A 14,680-nucleotide genomic window follows, 5' to 3' on the forward strand; every position below is an offset into this window, starting at 1 on the left:
TCCGCGCCCGATGGGGTGCGGTGCATCACTTAGGTAAACCTAATCTGACCTGCGGGAACGATCTTTGATCGATCAATTCGGTGGCATGGCCCGGGGCCGTCGGCAAGACTGGGGAACCATGCCGACACCCCCTCCCACCGGCCCTCTCGTCACGCGCGCCACCCTCACCGCGGACCTGCGCGCCCTGGGCGTACGCCCCGGCGAGACGCTCCTCGTACATTCGTCACTGCGTTCCCTCGGATGGGTCAACGGAGGAGCGGTCGCCGTCGTCCAGGGACTCCTGGACGCGCTCGGGCCCGACGGCACCCTCGTGGTCCCCACCCAGTCCGGCCACCTCTCCGACCCGGCCCTGTGGAGCAGCCCGCCGGTGCCCGAGGAGTGGTGGCCGACGATCCGCGCCACGATGCCCCCGTACGACCCGCTCGTGACGCCCTCGCGCGGGGTGGGCGTGGTTCCGGAGACCGTGCGCTCCTGGCCCGGCGCCCTGCGCAGCGCGCATCCGCAGACCTCCTTCGCGGCCCTCGGCCCGGCCGCGGCGGCGGTCGTCGAGGAGCACGCGCCGGACTGCCGGCTCGGCGAGCACAGCCCCCTGGCGCGCCTGGAGGAGAGGGGCGCCCGGGTCCTGCTGCTGGGCGCGGGCTACGACACCTGCACCGGCTTCCACCTGGCCGAGTACCGCATACCCGCACCCCGCGTCGAGGTGGGACGGCCGGTCCTCGCTCCCGAGGGGCCCCGCTGGGAGACGGTCACGGAGGTCGCGATCAGCTCGGACGAGTTCGACACCCTGGGCGCGGACTTCGAGCGGGACCGTCCGGTCGTACGGGGCCGGGTGGGCGCGGCCGACGCACGGCTGTTCCCCCTGGCGGACGCGGTCGCCTACGCGGAGCGGTGGCTCGCGGTGCACCGTTCGCGCGAGGAGTGGATCACGAACGACGTGCCCCTCTCACGCGCCGTTGCGCGCGCCGTCCCGCGCCGCCCGTGACGCGCCCCGCCCTCATGCGCCCGCCCGGCCGTCCCTAGACTTGGCGACCATGCGAAGTGAGGCCGCCCATGCGAAGTGACCCCGTCGTCCAGGTCAGCGGTCTGGTGAAGCGTTACGGCGGGAAGACCGCCGTGGACGGCCTGGATCTGGTGGCCCGGGCGGGCATCACGGCCGTGCTCGGACCCAACGGCGCGGGCAAGACGACCACCGTCGAGAGCTGCGAGGGATACCGGCGCCCCGACGCCGGAACGGTCCGGGTCCTGGGCCTCGACCCGGTGCGCGAGGCCTCGGCCCTGCGCCCCCGGATCGGTGTGATGCTCCAGTCCGGCGGCGTCTACTCCGGCGCCCGCGCCGACGAGATGCTCAAGCACGTCGCCAGGCTGCACGCGCATCCGCTGGACGTGGCCGCCCTGATCGAGCGCCTGGGTCTCGGCAGCTGCGGCCGGACCACGTACCGGCGGCTGTCCGGCGGCCAGCAGCAGCGCCTCGCGCTCGCCATGGCCGTCGTCGGACGCCCCGAGCTGGTCTTCCTGGACGAGCCGACCGCGGGCCTCGACCCGCAGGCACGCCGGGCGACCTGGGAACTCGTCCGTGAGCTGCGCGCCGACGGGGTCTCGGTGATCCTGACCACGCACCACATGGACGAGGCCGAGCAGCTCGCCGACGACGTGGCGATCATCGACGCCGGCCGGGTCATCGCGCAGGGCTCCCCCGAGGAGCTGTGCCGCGGCGGCGCCGAGAACACCCTGCGGTTCGGCGGGCGCCCCGGCCTGGACGTGGCCTCCCTCCTCAAGGCCCTCCCGGCGGACTCCACCGCGGTCGAGCTGACCCCGGGCTCGTACCGGGTGGGCGGCAAGATCGACCCGCAGCTGCTCGCCACCGTCACGAGCTGGTGCGCCCAGCACGGCGTGATGCCGGAGAAGATCTCCGTGGAGCGGCACACCCTGGAGGACGTCTTCTTGGAGCTCACCGGTAAGGAGCTGCGCGGATGAGCGCGGAAACGACGGGAACGGGACCGGGAACGGACGCCCGGTCGACGGCCGCGGGCACCTACGCGCCGAAGCCCGGAGCGGCCCCGCTGCCCCGCATGATCGCGACGCAGGCGGCCCTCGAAACGAGGATGCTGCTGCGCAACGGCGAGCAGCTGCTGCTGACGGTGATCATCCCGACGCTGCTGCTCGTGCTGTTCAGCGCGGTGGACGTGGTCGACACCGGTGACGGCAAGGCCGTCGACTTCCTGGCGCCGGGCATCCTGGCGCTGGCCGTGATGTCGACGGCGTTCACCGGCCAGGCGATCGCCACGGGCTTCGAGCGGCGGTACGGCGTACTGAAGCGGCTCGCCGTCTCGCCACTGCCCCGCTGGGGCCTGATGACGGCCAAGAGCCTCTCCGTACTGGTCACGGAGATCCTCCAGGTGATCCTCGTGACGGCGATCGCCCTCGCGCTGGGCTGGTCGCCGCACGGCAACCCGTTCGCCGTGCTGCTCCTGCTGGTCCTGGGCACGGCCGCGTTCTCGGGGCTCGGTCTGCTGATGGCGGGGACCCTGAAGGCGGAGGCCACACTCGCCGCCGCCAACCTGGTCTTCCTGCTGCTGCTCATCGGCGGCGGGGTGATCGTCCCGCTGGACAAGTTCCCGCAGGGGGCGCAGGACGTCCTCGGTCTGCTGCCGATCTCGGCCCTCTCGGAAGGGCTGAGGGACGTCCTCCAGCACGGCGCCGGGATGCCCTGGGGCAACCTCGGGATCCTGGCCGTGTGGGCGGTCGTGGGCCTGGCGGCGGCCGGACGGTTCTTCCGCTGGGAGTGACGGCACGCGGCGGTCCGGAGGGGCCTCGTGAACGCGTGCACAAGCGGCCCCCTACGATGGAGCCCGTGCCGAACGTGACCCGAGCGGACGCCGCTCAAGCCGTGCGCAACCCGCTCGCCTTCATCGCAGGGCGCTGGACCCCGTCCCCCCGGACGGTCCGGCGCGCCGCTCTCGCCGCCCTCGTGATGGCGGTACTGATCGTGGTGACCGGTGGTGCCGTCCGGCTGACCGGCTCGGGCCTCGGCTGCCCGACCTGGCCCAAGTGCACCGACGACTCGCTCACCACGACGAGCGAGATGGGCGTGCACGGCGTCATCGAGTTCGGCAACCGCATGCTGACGTACGTGCTGTGCGCGGCCGTCGGCTGGGCGATCATCGCCGCGCGCTCGCAGAAGCCGTACCGCCGCAGCCTCACCCGGCTCGGCTGGACGCAGTTCTGGGTCGTCATGAGCAACGCGGTCCTCGGCGGGGTCGTCGTCCTCGTGGGCCTGAACCCGTACACGGTCGCCGCGCACTTCCTCCTGTCCACCGCGCTGATCGCCGTCGCCACGCTGATGTGGCAGCGCACCCGTGAGGGTGACGGCTCACCCCGTCCGCTGGTCGGCAAGCCGGTGCTGCAGATGGCGTGGATCCTGGTCACCGCCACCGTCCTGCTGATCGCGGTGGGCACGGTCGTCACCGGCTCGGGCCCGCACGCCGGCGATTCGAGCGAGGTGCACCGCATCCCGCTGAACTGGGAGAACGTCACCAAGCTGCATGCCGTCCTGGCCTGGATCGTGGTGACGCTGACCTTCGCCCTGTGGTTCGTCCTCAAGGCCGTCGACGCGCCCCGCGGCCCCCTGCAGCGCACCCGCGACCTCTTCCTGGTGCTGCTCGCGCAGGGCGCCATCGGCTACGTCCAGTACTTCACCGATCTGCCGGAGGTCCTGGTCGGCCTCCACATGTTCGGCTCCTGCCTGGTGTGGATCGCCACGCTCCGCGTCCTGCTGGCGCTGCGGGAGCGTCCGGAGACCGTGGCGGACCTGCCGGGCCAGTCGACGGAATCGGCGCTCAGCCGCACCTGACCCGTCACGGCTCACATGTACGCGGCCACGAGGCGGTCGATCGCCGGGCCGAGGTAGTCCCTGGTCAGCTGCCCTCTGCGGGCCTTCCACGCCTGGATCTCCCGAACCTCCCGGAGCGGCGTCCCCGACCGCGGGTACCGCCGCCCGCGGATGTCCGCGACCACCTCGACGGGCGCGCCGAGGCCGGGCAGCAGGTCCAGCGCCTCGCGCTTGGTGATCAGCCGGCCGTCCTCCAGGGTGACCGCGGCGCGCGCGTGGGTGGTCATCCCGACGTCCACCCACGCGTCCTGGGTCCAGTTGCCGACGCGGTCCACCTCGCGGCGCCAGAAGTCCCGCTGGTCCCGGACCACGAACGCGGCGAGTTCGCCGTCCGTCACCGGTGGCAGCAGGGTGTCGGGCCGTTCGCCGGACAGGACCAGTCCGAAGGAGTGCAGTTCGCGCCGGGTCACCGGGGTGACCGGCCGCCGGAAGAGCTGCTGGTGCGCCCAGGTGAGGTGCCGCCGCTCCGGATCTGCGGCGGTGCCGGGCGTCAGATAGCTGCAGTGCAGTTTGGCGACGAGCGGTTCGTCGCGCAGACGGGCGTGCAGCCGGGCCACGTACCAGACCGTACGCGGGGTGATCGGACCGTCCAGGACCACGATCAGGTCCAGGTCGCTGCGGTCCTCCTGGTAGTCGCCGCCGCCCTCGGAGCCGAGCGAGCCGTGTGCCCACACGGCCAGCGGGTCGAGGCCGCGCAGTGCGGTGCGGAAGCGGTCGAGGAGCCGGTCGGTCGCGTCGCTGCGAGTCATGCGCCCAGTCTGTGCACTCACTCCACTCCGTACACCCGCTTCGCGTTGCCCGCCGCGATCAGTCCCGCGACCCGCTGCGCGTCGACCAGCGACCAGGCGCCCTCGGCCACCCAGGCGCCGAGCACCCGGGCGAGCGCCTCACGGAAGAGACGGGCGCCGACCACATGGAGTTCGGGCAGGCCGTGGGCCCCGCTGGAGAAGAGGAGCTTGCCGAAGGGGGCGAGCTCCAGGATCTCGGAGAGCACGGCCGCCGCCCGCGCGCCGGTCCGTACGAGCGCGGCGCCCAGATCGGCGTACACGTGCGGGAACACGCCGGCGAGATGCGCCGCGTGGCGGTGGTACGGGTAGCCGTGCAGCAGCACCAGATCGGTGCCGAGCCCGGCCGTGGCGCGGGCGAAGTCGGTGAGCAGGACCGGGTCGGTGCGGTCGATGCGCAGGCCGGGCTCGCCGAGCCCCGCGTGCAACTGGAGCGGGCGGCCGGAGGCGACGGCGATCCACAGCAGATGTCTGAGCAGTACCGGATCGCTCAGCGGGCCGCCCACCCGGCGGCCCGCCAGCCAGCGGCCCGCGGCGCCCCTCACCTCGCCGGGTCCCGGCGGTTCGGGTGCGAGCGCGAGGCCGTGCCGTACGCCCGCCACGGAGGTGAAGGCCACGGCGGTCGCGGCGGCCCCGTGCACCGACTCGGCGAGGTTGGCGAGGAACGACTCGACGGTGCCGGAGGTGTCGGCGACCTGCTCGGCGAGCAGTTCGAGACGGACGATCTCGTGGGCGTCGGCGGCACCCGTGGAGGCCATCTCGCCGGGTCCGGTCAGATCGCCGGGCAGCCCGGTGTCGACCAGATACGTCGTGATGCCGCTCCCCCGCAGCAGCTTGCGACCCGCCTCCAGGACACCGAGTTCGCGGCGGCGGGCCAGGTAGCGGGCGGGCGGACAGTGCGGTTCGAGACCGAGCAGCGGGGGGCACCAGCGGCGTACGGCGAAACCGGTCTGGGTGTCGAAGAACGTGGTGCCGGCGGCGGGTGGACCCTCGCCGCGGGCCAGATGGGCCTCGAAGGTGCCGAGGCCCAGCTCCGTCCGCAGTACGCCGTGGCAGTACTGGTCCACCAGCGACGGCGTTTCGATCATCCGGACCTCCCCCACGTTCGGCTCCGCCTATGCGCAGGGCCTAACGGGGGAGGTGCGTTGTCGGGTGCGGGTCCGCTCGGGCCGGTCGCGCCCACGCGGCGGAGCCGCACATGTCACAGCCCCGCGCCCCTAACGGGGCTTGGGGCCGCCCACCTGGATGCCCGCCATGCGGGTCCACTCGTACGGGCCCGTCCTGACCTTGTTGGCGAAGTCGCCGTCGAAGTCCTCGTGGACGGTGATGCCGGACTGCTTCACGGCTTCCTCGGCGAGGGCGTAGGTAGGGGCCACGAGGTCGCCCCACTCGCCGTCCTCCCCCACGAGAACGATCCGGGCACCCTTCTGCCCGAGATACGCGATCTGCCCCTCGGCCCCGCCATGAGCCTCGACGAACGAGGAAATCTGCTTGACGAGCTTGGCGGTACGCCGCTCGGCCTTGGCGCCCGGCTCGGCGCCCGCGCCCTCGTCAACCTGCTGGATGTCTGCCATACGAGGATGCTACCGACGGGTAGATCACCGGGCGACGCCAAGACCGAGTGGCCTTCCCCACGAACCACATCCACCGGAACCGCGTCAGGGGCGCGGGGAACGGCGCAGTCTTTCGCTTTCAGGGGCGCGGGGCTGTGACATGTGCGGCTCCGCCGCGTGGGCGCGACCAGCCACGACCGCCTTCAGGGGCGCGGGGAACTGCGCGACCAGCCACGAGGGACCGGCACCCGACAACGAGCCTCAGCCACCCCAAGCCCCACGCGGAGCGTCACCGCAGGAAGGGGTCCACCGCAACCGCCACGAACAGCAGCGACACATAGGTGATCGACCAGTGGAACAGCCGCATCTCCTTCAGCTTCGCCCCCACGGCCCCACCCCTGGCCCGCGCCTGCAACCCGTGCGCCTCCCACAACCAGAACGCACCCGTCACCACGGCGACCACCGTGTAGAACCACCCCGTGTACCCCAGCGGAGTGAGCAGCAGGGAGACACCGACCATGGCCCAGCTGTAGAGGACGATCTGCCGCGCGACGACCTTGTTGGACGCGACGACGGGCAGCATCGGCACGCCCACGCGCGCGTAGTCGTCCTTCACCTTCATGGACAGCGGCCAGTAGTGCGGCGGCGTCCAGAAGAACATGACGAGGAAGAGGATGACCGGCGCCCACGACATGGAGTTCGTGACGGACGACCAGCCGATGAGGACGGGCAGGCAGCCGGCGATCCCGCCCCACACGATGTTCTGCGACGTACGCCGTTTGAGGATCATCGTGTAGACGACGACGTAGAAGAGGAGGGCTCCCAGCGACAGCCAGGCGGACAGCCAGTTGACGGTGAGCCCGAACAGGAGCGTGGAGACCACGGCCAGCGTGATGCCGAAGGCGAGGCACTCGCGGGGGCTCACCATGCCGGTGACGAGCGGGCGCTGCGACGTACGTTCCATGAGCGCGTCGATGTCACGGTCGATGTACATGTTCAGCGCGTTGGCGCCACCGGCGGAGAGGTAGCCGCCGAGGCAGGTGAGGAGCACCAGCTTCAGGTCGGGCACCCCCTGCTGCGCCAGGAACATCACCGGCACGGTGGTGATCAGCAGCAGTTCGATGATCCGTGGCTTCGTGAGAGCGACGAACGCCTTGACCCGGGCCCCGAACGGCCGGTGGTTCGTGCCCTGACTCGTCCCGAGCACTCCCGCTGGACGGGATTCAACGGCCGTCACGCACACCCCTGACAGAGACATCCCAGCGAGCCCCGGGTGTGAACTCCCGGTAAAGGCTCGCGCGTACCACGCCACTGTAGACGTTGCCCAGACCCCGGCCTTCGCGGGGGTCAGGTCGTGTTGAAAGGGTCCCGCGACGGACTGATCGGCTTCTGATTGAGCAGTCGGATCACCAGCTCCGTATTCACTTGCCGAATACGGAACCCGCCGGTCGGGAGGCGGAAGAGGGCAAGTCCCGGCAGTCTGGAATGACTCGAAAAAATGCGCGTTGCCACGGGGGTAGGCTCGACAGCGAGCCGGTGGGCGCCACGTGCACCGGCATTCGACATGTGCAACATGTGGAGAGGAGCCCTGACCCAGGGTGAGCACCAAGCCGACCACAACAGACATCGAGTGGACCGAATTGGACCAGCGGGCGGTCGACACCGCCCGCATCCTGGCCGCCGACGCCGTACAGAAGGTCGGCAACGGCCATCCGGGTACGGCGATGAGTCTGGCGCCAGCCGCGTACACCCTCTTCCAGAAGGTGATGCGGCACGACCCGGCGGACGCCGACTGGACCGGCCGCGACCGTTTCGTGCTGTCCGCCGGCCATTCGTCCCTGACTCTCTACACGCAGCTGTACCTGGCCGGCTTCGGCCTGGAGCTGGACGACCTGAAGTCGTTCAGGACGTGGGGTTCGAAGACCCCGGGACACCCCGAGTACGGGCACACCACCGGTGTGGAGACGACGACCGGGCCGCTCGGCCAGGGTGTCGCGAACGCGGTGGGCATGGCGATGGCCGCCCGCTACGAGCGTGGTCTGTTCGACCCGGAGGCGGCCCCCGGCACCTCTCCGTTCGACCACTTCATCTTTGCGATCGCCGGTGACGGCTGCCTCCAGGAGGGCATCTCCGGCGAGGCGTCCTCGATGGCGGGCCACCAGAAGCTCGGCAACCTGGTCCTGCTGTGGGACGACAACCACATCTCGATCGAGGGCGACACGGAGACGGCCGTCTCCGAGGACACCCCCAAGCGGTACGAGGCCTACGGCTGGCACGTCCAGCGCGTGGAGCCGCAGGAGAACGGCGACCTCGACCCGGCCGCCCTGTACGCGGCGATCGAGGCCGCGAAGGCGGTCACGGACAAGCCGTCGTTCATCGCGATGCGCTCGATCATCGCCTGGCCCGCCCCGAACGCGCAGAACACCGAGGCCGCGCACGGCTCGGCGCTCGGCGACGACGAGGTCGCGGCCACCAAGCGGGTCCTCGGCTTCGACCCGGAGAAGTCCTTCGAGGTCGCCGACGAGGTGCTGGCGCACTCCCGCAAGGCGCTCGACCGCGGCCGTGAGGCCAAGGCCGAGTGGGAGAAGGGCTTCGCCGCGTGGCGGACCGCCAACCCGGAGCGCGCCGCCGAGTTCGACCGCATCGCCGCGGGCGAGCTGCCGGCCGGCTGGGAGGAGAAGCTCCCGGTCTTCGAGACGGGCAAGGGCGTCGCCACGCGTGCCGCGTCCGGCAAGGTCCTCCAGGCGCTCGGCGCGGTCGTCCCCGAGCTGTGGGGCGGCTCGGCCGACCTCGCGGGCTCGAACAACACGACGATCGACAAGACGTCGTCGTTCCTCCCGGCGGACAACCCGCTGGCGGAGGCGGACCCGTACGGCCGCACGATCCACTTCGGTATCCGCGAGCACTCGATGGCCGCGGAGATGAACGGCATCGCGCTGCACGGCAACACCCGTATCTACGGGGGCACCTTCCTGGTGTTCTCCGACTACATGCGCAACGCCGTGCGTCTGTCCGCGCTGATGCACCTGCCGGTGACGTACGTGTGGACGCACGACTCCATCGGTCTCGGCGAGGACGGCCCGACCCACCAGCCGGTCGAGCACCTGGCCTCGCTGCGCGCCATCCCGGGCCTGAACGTCGTGCGCCCGGCCGACGCCAACGAGACCGCGATCGCGTGGCGCGAGATCCTGCGCCGCTACACGAAGGTCTTCGGCAAGGGCAACCCGCACGGTCTCGCGCTGACCCGTCAGGGCGTTCCGACGTACGACGCCAACGAGGACACGACGAAGGGCGCCTACGTGCTCTTCGAGGCCGAGGGCGGCGAGCCCGAGGTCATCCTGATCGCCACCGGCTCCGAGGTGCACGTGGCCGTCGAGGCACGTGAGCAGCTCCAGGCGGCCGGCACCCCGACGCGGGTCGTGTCCGTGCCGTGCGTGGAGTGGTTCGACGAGCAGGACCAGGGGTACCGGGACTCGGTGCTTCCTCCGTCCGTCAAGGCGCGTGTCGCGGTCGAGGCCGGTATCGGTCTGACCTGGCACCGCTTCGTCGGGGACGCGGGCCGCATCGTTTCCCTGGAGCACTTCGGTGCTTCGGCCGACGGCAAGGTCCTCTTCCAGGAGTTCGGCTTCACTGCCGAGAACGTCGCGAACGTCGCCAAGGAATCGCTCGCCGCAGCCAAGCGCTGACGCCGGCAGCTCACGCTGACATACGACACGTAGGAGATGCATTTTCCATGACAGACGCACTCAAGCGCCTCTCCGAGGAAGGCGTCGCGATCTGGCTGGACGACCTGTCGCGCAAGCGGATCACGTCCGGCAATCTCGCCGAACTGATCGACCAGCAGCACGTCGTGGGCGTCACCACCAACCCGTCGATCTTCCAGAAGGCGATCTCGCAGGGCGACGGCTACGACCAGCAGCTCTCGGACCTCGCCGCCCGCAAGGTCACGGTCGAAGAGGCCATCCGCATGATCACGACGGCGGACGTCCGTGACGCCGCCGACATCCTGCGTCCGGTCTTCGACGCGACGCAGGGCCAGGACGGCCGGGTCTCGATCGAGGTCGACCCGCGCCTGGCGCACAACACCAAGGCGACCGTCGCCGAGGCCAAGCAGCTCGCCTGGCTCGTCGACCGGCCGAACACACTCATCAAGATCCCGGCGACCAAGGCGGGCCTGCCCGCGATCACCGAGACGATCGCGCGGGGCATCAGCGTCAACGTCACGCTGATCTTCTCCCTCGAGCGGTACCGCGAGGTCATGGAGGCGTTCGTCTCCGGCCTGGAGAAGGCCCAGGCCGCCGGCCTCGACCTCTCCAAGATCCACTCCGTGGCGTCCTTCTTCGTGTCCCGGGTGGACACCGAGATCGACAAGCGGCTGGACGCGCTGGGCACGGACGAGGCCAAGGCCGCCCGCGGCAAGGCGGGTCTCGCCAACGCGCGGCTCGCGTACCAGGCGTACGAGGAGGTCTTCACCTCGGACCGCTGGAACGCCCTGGACAAGGCGCAGGCCAACAAGCAGCGTCCGCTGTGGGCCTCGACCGGCGTCAAGGACCCGGCCTACAAGGACACCCTGTACGTCGACGACCTGGTCGCGCCGAACACGGTGAACACCATGCCGGAGGCGACCCTGTTCGCCGCCGAGGACCACGGAAAGATCACCGGCAACACCGTCGCCGGTACGTACGAGCAGGCCCGTGCCGAACTCGACGCGGTCGAGAAGCTCGGGATCTCGTACGACGAGGTCGTCCAGCTTCTGGAGGACGAGGGCGTCGAGAAGTTCGAGGGCGCCTGGAACGACCTGCTCAAGTCGACCGAGGCGGAGCTCCAGCGCCTCGCCCCCTCGGAGGGCTGAAATCTTGTCAAGCAGCAATCCGCTGCGTGACCCGGCGGACCGACGGCTCCCGCGTATCGCGGGGCCGTCGGGCCTCGTCATCTTCGGGGTCACGGGCGATTTGTCCCGTAAAAAGCTTATGCCTGCCGTTTATGACCTTGCCAACCGCGGCCTGCTGCCGCCGGGCTTCTCGCTCGTCGGCTTCGCGCGCCGTGAGTGGGAGAACGAGGACTTCGCCCAGGAGGTCCACGACGCCGTCAAGGAGCACGCCCGTACGCCGTTCCGTGAGGAGGTCTGGCAGCAGCTCGTCCAGGGGATGCGCTTCGTCCAGGGCACCTTCGACGACGACGACGCGTTCGAGCGGCTGCGCGACACGATCGGCGAGCTGGACAAGGCACAGGGCACGGGCGGCAACTTCGCCTTCTACCTGTCCGTGCCGCCGTCGGCGTTCCCGGTCGTCATCCAGCAGCTGAAGAAGCACGGCCTCGCCGACCAGACGAGCGGCTCCTGGCGGCGCGCGGTCATCGAGAAGCCCTTCGGCCACGACCTCAAGTCGGCCGAGGACCTCAACACCACCGTCGAAGAGGTCTTCGCCCCGGACCAGGTCTTCCGCATCGACCACTACCTGGGCAAGGAGACGGTCCAGAACATCCTGGCGCTGCGCTTCGCGAACCAGATGTTCGAGCCGATCTGGAACCGGTCGTACGTCGACCACGTACAGATCACGATGGCCGAGGACATCGGCATCGGCGGCCGGGCCGGCTACTACGACGGCATCGGCGCCGCCCGTGACGTCATCCAGAACCACCTGCTCCAGCTGATGGCCCTCACGGCCATGGAGGAGCCCGCCTCCTTCGACGCGGACGCGCTCGCCGCCGAGAAGACCAAGGTGCTCGGCGCGGTGAAGCTCCCCGGCGACCTGGGCGAGAACACGGTCCGCGGTCAGTACGCCGAGGGCTGGCAGGGCGGCGAGAAGGCCGTCGGCTACCTCCAGGAAGACGGTATCGACCCCAAGTCGAAGACCGACACGTACGCGGCGATCAAGGTGGAGGTGGACAACCGCCGCTGGGCGGGCGTCCCCTTCTACCTGCGCACCGGCAAGCGCCTCGGCCGCCGGGTGACGGAGATCGCGGTCGTCTTCCAGCGGGCGCCCCACTCCCCCTTCGACCACACGGCGACGGAGGAACTGGGCCAGAACGCGATCGTCTTCCGCGTCCAGCCCGACGAGGGCATCACGGTCCGCTTCGGCTCCAAGGTGCCCGGCACCTCCATGGAGATCCGGGACGTCTCGATGGACTTCGCGTACGGCGAGTCGTTCACGGAGTCGAGCCCCGAGGCGTACGAGAGGCTCATCCTCGACGTCCTCCTCGGCGACTCGAACCTCTTCCCGCGCACCGAGGAGGTCGAGCTGTCCTGGAAGATCCTCGACCCGATCGAGGAGTACTGGGACAAGCACGGCAGGCCCGCGCAGTACCAGTCGGGCACGTGGGGGCCCGTCGAGGCCGACGAAATGCTCAAGCGAGACGGACGGAGCTGGCGTCGGCCATGAAGATAGATCTCACGGACACCACGGCCAGCAAGATCAACAAGGCGCTCGTGAAGGGCCGCCGGGCCATCGGCACACCGGCCGTCGGCATGGTGCTCACCCTCGTCATCGTCACCGACGAGGAGAACGCCTACGACGCCCTGAAGGCCGCCAACGACGCCTCGCTCGAACACCCCTCGCGCACCCTCGTCGTCATCAAGCGCGTCTCGCGCTCGCCCCGCGACCGCACGAAGTCGCGCCTGGACGCCGAGGTACGGGTCGGCGCGGACGCGGGCACCGGTGAGACGGTGATCCTGCGGCTGTACGGCGAGGTCTCGGACCACGCCCAGTCCGTCGTCCTGCCCCTGCTGCTCCCCGACGCGCCGGTCGTCGTCTGGTGGTCGGTGGACGCGCCCCGCGATCCGGCGGGCGACCCGTTGGGCGCCCTGGGCCAGCGCCGGGTCACCGACAGCTACGCGGCGGAGAAGCCCGTCGAGGAGCTGAAGGCCCGCGCCGAGAGCTACGAGCCGGGCGACACCGACCTGGCCTGGGCCCGGATCACCCCGTGGCGTTCCATGCTGGCCGCCGCCCTCGACCAGATCGACTGCGAGGTCGTCTCCGTCGAGGTGGCGGGCGAGGAGGCCAACCCGAGCGTCGAGCTGCTCGCCATGTGGCTCGCCGACCGCCTCCACGTGCACGTACGCCGTGCCGTGTCCGCCGGTCCCGGGCTGACCCAGGTCCGCCTGGAGACGACCGGCGGCCCCATCACCCTGCACCGCTCGGACGGGTCGATGGCCACCCTGGCCCTGCCGGGACAGCCGGACCGCGCGGTGGCGCTCAAACGCCGCGAGACGTCCGAACTGCTCGCGGAGGAGCTGCGCCGGCTCGACCCGGACGACACGTACGCGTCCGCGCTGCGGTTCGGGGTGGACCGGCTGGGCGGCATCCAGTCGGCCTCGCAGCGGCCCGAGGCAGCCACCTGGACGCCGGGGGAACTCCCGGTGCGCCCGGTGCACGACACCCCGGAACCGGCCGCGAAGCCGGCAGGGGCATCCGCTTCGGCAGCCAGTTCGGCCTCGGCGGGCGAGGGAGATCCGGGGCGCCCCACCCCCGCCCAGATGCCCCCGGTCAAGAAGGCGGACCCGCAGTGAGCACTCCCCAGCTGGTCGTCCACCGCGACAAGGAACTGATGGCCCAGGCCGCCGCGGCCCGGCTCATCACGAAGGTCGTGGACGCGCAGGCCTCGCGCGGTCACGCCTCGGTCGTCCTGACCGGTGGCCGCAACGGCAACGGCCTGCTGGCCGCGCTCGCGGCGGCGCCCGCCCGGGACGCCGTCGACTGGAGCCGGCTCGACCTGTGGTGGGGCGACGAGCGGTTCCTGCCCGAGGGCGACCCCGAGCGGAACGTCACCCAGGCCCGCGAGGCACTCCTCGACGCGGTGCCGCTGGACCCGAAGCGCGTGCACGCCATGCCCGCGTCGGACGGCCCGTGGGGTGCCGACGTGGACGCGGCGGCGGAGGCCTACGCGGCCGAACTCGCGTCGGCCGCCGGGCCGGAGAACCACGCTCCCGTCCCGTCCTTCGACGTGCTGATGCTGGGCGTCGGCCCGGACACGCACGTGGCGTCGCTGTTCCCGGAACTGCCCGCCGTCCGTGAGACCGAGCGGACGGTGGTGGGGGTGCGCGGCGCGCCGAAGCCGCCGCCCGTGCGGGTCACGCTCACGCTGCCCGCGATCCGGGCCGCGCGGGAGGTGTGGCTGCTCGCGGCGGGCGAGGACAAGGCGGAGGCCGCGGCGATCGCGCTGTCCGGCGCGGGTGAGATCCAGGCGCCGGCCGCGGGGGCGCAGGGTCGCGCCCGCACGCTGTGGCTGCTGGACGCGGCGGCGGCCTCGCAACTGCCGCGCGCGCTGTATCCGCCGGCTTCACCCTGACGGGTGGCTTGGAGGTAGGGGCGGCAGGGGCTTTTTTCGCCCCCGCCGCCCCTACCCATTCCCGTCCACGCATGGGGGCTTCGCCCCCTCGCCCCCTTTTGCGCAGTTCCCCGCGCCCCTGAAACCCCCTGGGGGCGCGGGGGCCAGCGCCACGGGGGGGCGGGGGC

General features: G+C 71.1%; 13 protein-coding genes. 9 read left to right on the top strand and 4 right to left on the bottom strand.

From position 1 onward, the window contains the following. Window positions 1–118: 118 nt before the first annotated feature. The 4 genes from ACFVH5_RS26640 (at window position 119) to ACFVH5_RS26655 (ending at window position 3,850) form a co-directional block, all read left to right on the top strand. Window positions 119–982, top strand: a complete 864-nt coding sequence (locus ACFVH5_RS26640; protein ID WP_385836284.1) for an aminoglycoside N(3)-acetyltransferase — start codon at window positions 119–121, stop codon at window positions 980–982. Between the two features lie 68 nt (window positions 983–1,050). Then, window positions 1,051–1,974: an ABC transporter ATP-binding protein gene (locus tag ACFVH5_RS26645; protein WP_107017657.1), complete on the top strand. Its 924-nt coding sequence runs from the start codon at window positions 1,051–1,053 to the stop codon at window positions 1,972–1,974. Beyond that, window positions 1,971–2,786 (top strand): ABC transporter permease, encoded by an 816-nt coding sequence (locus ACFVH5_RS26650; RefSeq protein WP_385836285.1) that lies wholly within the window; start codon window positions 1,971–1,973, stop codon window positions 2,784–2,786. Before ACFVH5_RS26645 ends, ACFVH5_RS26650 begins: the two co-directional genes overlap by 4 nt. A gap of 56 nt (window positions 2,787–2,842) precedes the next feature. Then, window positions 2,843–3,850: a heme A synthase gene (locus tag ACFVH5_RS26655; RefSeq protein ID WP_385836286.1), complete on the top strand. Its 1,008-nt coding sequence runs from the start codon at window positions 2,843–2,845 to the stop codon at window positions 3,848–3,850. A gap of 11 nt (window positions 3,851–3,861) precedes the next feature. Here the strand turns inward: ACFVH5_RS26655 and ACFVH5_RS26660 are convergent, their stop codons facing one another. The 4 genes from ACFVH5_RS26660 to ACFVH5_RS26675 all read right to left on the bottom strand — a co-directional run bounded on the left by ACFVH5_RS26660 (window position 3,862) and on the right by ACFVH5_RS26675 (window position 7,470). Further along, entirely contained in the window at window positions 3,862–4,638 is a 777-nt protein-coding gene (locus ACFVH5_RS26660; RefSeq protein WP_385836287.1) for a nucleotidyltransferase, read from the bottom strand. A gap of 17 nt (window positions 4,639–4,655) precedes the next feature. Next, entirely contained in the window at window positions 4,656–5,762 is a 1,107-nt protein-coding gene (locus tag ACFVH5_RS26665) for an amidohydrolase family protein (protein ID WP_384813191.1), read from the bottom strand. Window positions 5,763–5,891: 129 nt separating this feature from the next. After that, on the bottom strand, window positions 5,892–6,248 hold the full coding sequence (locus ACFVH5_RS26670) for a hypothetical protein (RefSeq protein WP_385836288.1): 357 nt from the start codon (window positions 6,246–6,248) through the stop codon (window positions 5,892–5,894). Window positions 6,249–6,516: 268 nt separating this feature from the next. Then, window positions 6,517–7,470, bottom strand: coding sequence for a heme o synthase (locus tag ACFVH5_RS26675; protein WP_384813278.1), 954 nt, complete (start codon window positions 7,468–7,470; stop codon window positions 6,517–6,519). A gap of 355 nt (window positions 7,471–7,825) precedes the next feature. Here ACFVH5_RS26675 and tkt point away from each other — a divergent pair, with 355 nt between their 5' ends. Genes tkt through pgl form a run of 5 tightly spaced genes read left to right on the top strand, consistent with a single transcriptional unit; the run spans window position 7,826 to window position 14,513 of the window. Then, on the top strand, window positions 7,826–9,913 hold the full coding sequence (gene tkt / locus ACFVH5_RS26680) for a transketolase (RefSeq protein WP_385836289.1): 2,088 nt from the start codon (window positions 7,826–7,828) through the stop codon (window positions 9,911–9,913). Between the two features lie 47 nt (window positions 9,914–9,960). Next, window positions 9,961–11,079 carry a transaldolase gene (tal, locus tag ACFVH5_RS26685; protein ID WP_384813182.1) on the top strand — a complete coding sequence of 373 codons (1,119 nt, stop codon included), beginning with the start codon at window positions 9,961–9,963 and terminating at the stop codon, window positions 11,077–11,079. A 1-nt stretch (window position 11,080) separates the two neighbouring features. Continuing rightward, window positions 11,081–12,607: a glucose-6-phosphate dehydrogenase gene (gene zwf, locus ACFVH5_RS26690; RefSeq protein ID WP_384813275.1), complete on the top strand. Its 1,527-nt coding sequence runs from the start codon at window positions 11,081–11,083 to the stop codon at window positions 12,605–12,607. Further along, window positions 12,604–13,734 carry a glucose-6-phosphate dehydrogenase assembly protein OpcA gene (gene opcA / locus ACFVH5_RS26695; protein ID WP_385836290.1) on the top strand — a complete coding sequence of 377 codons (1,131 nt, stop codon included), beginning with the start codon at window positions 12,604–12,606 and terminating at the stop codon, window positions 13,732–13,734. The genes zwf and opcA overlap by 4 nt, the downstream gene beginning before the upstream one ends. Next, the gene (gene pgl / locus ACFVH5_RS26700; protein WP_385836291.1) at window positions 13,731–14,513 is read left to right on the top strand and encodes a 6-phosphogluconolactonase; all 783 of its coding nucleotides are present in this window, start codon (window positions 13,731–13,733) and stop codon (window positions 14,511–14,513) included. The genes opcA and pgl overlap by 4 nt, the downstream gene beginning before the upstream one ends. Window positions 14,514–14,680: the final 167 nt, after the last annotated feature.

Source organism: Streptomyces sp. NPDC127119 (assembly GCF_042677425.1).
GTDB lineage: Bacteria > Actinomycetota > Actinomycetes > Streptomycetales > Streptomycetaceae > Streptomyces.

Coding starts and splice junctions, on each gene's coding strand:
- ACFVH5_RS26645 (WP_107017657.1), top strand. CDS start 1,051: ATGCGAAGTGACCCCGTCGTCCAGGTCAGCGGTCTGGTGAAGCGTTAC.
- ACFVH5_RS26665 (WP_384813191.1), bottom strand. CDS start 5,762: ATGATCGAAACGCCGTCGCTGGTGGACCAGTACTGCCACGGCGTACTG.
- tal (WP_384813182.1), top strand. CDS start 9,961: ATGACAGACGCACTCAAGCGCCTCTCCGAGGAAGGCGTCGCGATCTGG.
- ACFVH5_RS26655 (WP_385836286.1), top strand. CDS start 2,843: ATGGAGCCCGTGCCGAACGTGACCCGAGCGGACGCCGCTCAAGCCGTG.
- ACFVH5_RS26650 (WP_385836285.1), top strand. CDS start 1,971: ATGAGCGCGGAAACGACGGGAACGGGACCGGGAACGGACGCCCGGTCG.
- ACFVH5_RS26660 (WP_385836287.1), bottom strand. CDS start 4,638: ATGACTCGCAGCGACGCGACCGACCGGCTCCTCGACCGCTTCCGCACC.
- ACFVH5_RS26640 (WP_385836284.1), top strand. CDS start 119: ATGCCGACACCCCCTCCCACCGGCCCTCTCGTCACGCGCGCCACCCTC.
- ACFVH5_RS26670 (WP_385836288.1), bottom strand. CDS start 6,248: ATGGCAGACATCCAGCAGGTTGACGAGGGCGCGGGCGCCGAGCCGGGC.
- opcA (WP_385836290.1), top strand. CDS start 12,604: ATGAAGATAGATCTCACGGACACCACGGCCAGCAAGATCAACAAGGCG.